This window comes from Salinivibrio sp. PR932 (assembly GCF_001996125.1).
GTDB lineage: Bacteria > Pseudomonadota > Gammaproteobacteria > Enterobacterales > Vibrionaceae > Salinivibrio > Salinivibrio proteolyticus.
This window is the reverse complement of sequence record NZ_MUFM01000064.1, coordinates 1-3,344: the sequence shown is the minus strand read 5'-3', so window position 1 is coordinate 3,344 and position 3,344 is coordinate 1. Positions and strand designations below refer to the sequence as shown.

The 3,344-nt window shown below is 47.7% G+C and carries 3 protein-coding genes and 1 riboswitch; of the genes, 2 read left to right on the top strand and 1 reads right to left on the bottom strand.

The features are described from left to right. Window positions 1-130: 130 nt before the first annotated feature. A riboswitch (Lysine riboswitch) is annotated at window positions 131-311 on the top strand. A gap of 85 nt (window positions 312-396) precedes the next feature. Next, window positions 397-1,980, top strand: coding sequence for a Na+/H+ antiporter NhaC family protein (locus BZG84_RS16055; protein WP_077678493.1), 1,584 nt, complete (start codon window positions 397-399; stop codon window positions 1,978-1,980). Window positions 1,981-2,109: 129 nt separating this feature from the next. Next, a complete protein-coding gene (locus BZG84_RS16050) occupies window positions 2,110-2,691 on the top strand; it encodes a thymidine kinase (protein WP_077482059.1) in 582 nt (193 codons plus the stop codon). 112 nt (window positions 2,692-2,803) lie between these two features. On the opposite strand, the gene cspD is transcribed toward BZG84_RS16050, so the two are convergent. Next, the gene (cspD, locus tag BZG84_RS16045; protein ID WP_069588926.1) at window positions 2,804-3,025 is read right to left on the bottom strand and encodes a cold shock domain-containing protein CspD; all 222 of its coding nucleotides are present in this window, start codon (window positions 3,023-3,025) and stop codon (window positions 2,804-2,806) included. Window positions 3,026-3,344 lie beyond the last annotated feature (319 nt).

Here is a 3,344-nt window from a genome sequence, read left to right as displayed (position 1 = left end):
TTTTTAAATGTGCCTAAATTTTGGGTGATTGCGACTGATTTCATCGACACTTGATAGCGTGAAGGTTTAAGTGGTGGCTTTTTAAACGTGAATAGTTGCGATAGTGAACATCTTGTGTAGAATGCTCCACTCTTAACGTAGAGGTGCGTTGTTTATAAGTAGTGTGCACGAGGGTGATGCCAGTGACCGCACATGAAAGGAGCCAACGCCGAAGCCAGTAAGGCCATCATGCCGACTGTGCTGGGGCTGTTACCGAATAGGGGCAGCACTGCCATAGTAATTAGGACACACTATGGAGCGCTACTGTAGGAGGCAAGTTGTTTGCTGTGTGTTACCACGCCTTACCAGTCTTCGTTTCTGCAGTAGATCTCCAACCAATTGGTTGATACTGAGATCATGAACTTAACAGACTTTTCTTCATCCGCTTTATCGTTACTTCCACCTTTGTTGGCTTTGGGCCTTGCCATTGCAACACGCCGCGTGCTGTTGTCGCTAGGCATGGGGATTGTACTCGGTACCTTGCTACTCGCTGACTTTTCCCTAGGGACATCGGCGCAATACCTTTTTGATGTGGTTGCCGGACTATTTGTGGCTGACGGCAGTATTAATAGCTGGAATATGAGTATTCTTGCTTTCCTCGTATTACTGGGAATGATCACTGCTTTATTGTCACTCTCTGGGGGAACACGAGCGTTTGCCAATTGGGCACAAAGCCGAATTAAAAGCAAACGAGGAGCAAAGCTGCTGGCGGCTTTCTTAGGCGTATTTATTTTCGTGGATGACTATTTTAATAGCTTAGCGGTGGGGGCTGTCTCGCGCCCTGTCACTGATCGCTTCCACGTGTCTCGAGCGAAGCTGGCGTATATTCTCGATTCGACCGCCGCACCCATGTGTGTTATCACCCCCGCGTCGAGCTGGGGCGCTTATATCATTACCGTCATCGGCTCGATTTTAGTCGCACATGGGGTGACTGATTACACGCCGCTCGGCGCCTTTGTCACCATGATCCCGATGAACTTCTATGCAATCTTTGCGCTTTTGCTGGTTTTTGCAGTGATTTGGTTTCAGCTTGATATTGGCCCCATGCGTCAATTTGAATACCAAGCAAAAAAAGGCAGTCGCTTAGGGGATGAAAGCGACAATTGTGCCGATCTTTGTGACGATCTTGGGATTGAAGAAAGCGAGCACGGCACGGTTTCTGATCTGGTGTTACCGATTGTGGTCCTCGTTGTGGCGACCATCAGTGCGATGCTCTACACTGGCGCACAAGCGTTAGCGGGTGACGATGTATCCTTCTCAGTACTCGGTGCGTTTGAGAACACGGATGTAGGAATGTCGCTTCTGATGGGAGGCGCGGCTGGACTTATCGTTGCTTTAGCCATGACGATCAAACAGGGGATTGGTGCGTCTGCGATCAGCAAAACCTTATGGGTCGGAGCGAAATCCATGTTTGGGGCCATTCTTATTCTGCTGTTTGCATGGTCCATTGGCCATATCATTGGCGATTTGCAAACGGGTAAATATCTGTCTTCATTGGTGCAGGGCAATATGCCGTCTGAGCTACTCCCTGTTGTGCTCTTCTCACTCGCGGCAGTGATGGCATTTGCGACCGGTACCTCATGGGGAACCTTTGGTATCATGCTACCAATCGCTGGCGATCTGGCTGCGGCAACGGAAATTTCCTTGATGTTACCTATGCTGTCGGCGGTATTAGCCGGTGCGGTGTTTGGTGACCATTGTTCACCAATCTCAGATACCACCATCTTGTCATCCACAGGGGCACGCTGCGGGCATATTGATCATGTCTCGACACAGTTGCCTTACGCGATTGGTGGCGCTCTGGTGTCCGCGGTTGGCTTTTTGGTCCTTGGCTTTACCGTATCACTATGGTTGGCATTTGCTGCCACGACACTGGCCTTTGTCGCGCTTTGTTTTGCGCTACTGTGGCTGAAAAAGCGCCCGTGCAAAGCCATGGCCTAATCTCGCTCGCGACTACCTCATAATAGGATTGAGCGCAAAGCCCCGCTGGTCGGGGCTTTCCTTTTTGATGAGATCCGGTAGCATGCTGGATTGATTTTAAGCCTGATGACCGAATAATCCGAGATAACAATGGCGCAGCTTTATTTTTATTACTCCGCAATGAATGCCGGTAAGTCGACAACACTTTTGCAATCAGCCTTTAATTATCAAGAGCGAGGCATGCAGCCCCTGTTATATACAGCGGCAATCGATGACCGATATGGTCAAGGAAAAATTAGCTCACGCATTGGTTTAGAGACAGAGGCGCACCTGTACCACAATGAAACCAATTTATTCGAACATGTTTCAGCCATTCAAGAACATGAAAAAGTAGACTGCCTGTTACTGGATGAAAGTCAGTTTCTCACCAAACAGCAAGTGCTTGAGTTAACTGATGTGGTCGATAAATTGCGTATTCCTGTGTTGTGTTATGGGTTGCGCACTGACTTTCGAGGAGAGCTATTTGAAGGCTCTCAATACTTACTCGCTTGGGCGGATAAGTTAGTAGAACTAAAAACGGTTTGTCATTGTGGTCGAAAAGCCAATCGAGTGATCCGCCAAGATGCAAAAGGCAATGCGATTGCTGATGGCGATCAAGTCGTGATCGGTGGCAACGAGCGTTATGTGTCGGTGTGCCGGTTGCACTATAAAGAAGCACTTGGCTTGCTATGAGCATGTTCTGCGATGGGCAAGTGTCTCGATAAGATAGAGCGCGCCGAGTACGAAAAAAAGCGAACGCATTGCGCTCGCTTTTTCCTTTGTAACCGTCGCGAATAACGCGTTGTTATTTCGCTGCTTCTTGTTCAACAGGGACGATTTGGCTCGCATGGTAGCCTTTCGGTCCTTCTTGAACCTCGTAGCTGACGGTCTGACCCGCTTTCAATGTCCTGTATCCATCCATTTGGATTGTAGAGTAATGCGCAAAAACGTCGCCTTCTCCTTCTTCAGGACAAATAAAGCCGAATCCCTTGGCGTTGTTAAACCATTTTACTGTACCAGTTTCCATGCGAAACATCCCTCTTGCATCAAACTTTTGCATACCTTGCAATAAACTAAGTGCCCACTCATGACCTCTGCGCTAGCACGCATCAGACAGCATTTGCTCAAGATGGTGAGCGTGTGATCAAAAAGTGGTTAGTTTATCTACCACAACTCACACTGTAGTAGATACTTTTAGGCAGTCAAGTATCGATAATAACTTATAACAACATTTTCATAGTAATCCGGAAAAGTGTGAGAGAATGAGAATAAATGCATAAAAAACAATAATGTCATTTTCATGAATCTATCGAGTCACCTCTCACTATCGGTGATCGGTACATGGC

What these genes read in the sequence shown, in the direction of transcription:
- BZG84_RS16050 (WP_077482059.1), top strand. Translation starts at nt 2,110, where the DNA reads ATGGCGCAGCTTTATTTTTATTACTCCGCAATGAATGCCGGTAAGTCG.
- BZG84_RS16055 (WP_077678493.1), top strand. Translation starts at nt 397, where the DNA reads ATGAACTTAACAGACTTTTCTTCATCCGCTTTATCGTTACTTCCACCT.
- cspD (WP_069588926.1), bottom strand. Translation starts at nt 3,025, where the DNA reads ATGGAAACTGGTACAGTAAAATGGTTTAACAACGCCAAGGGATTCGGC.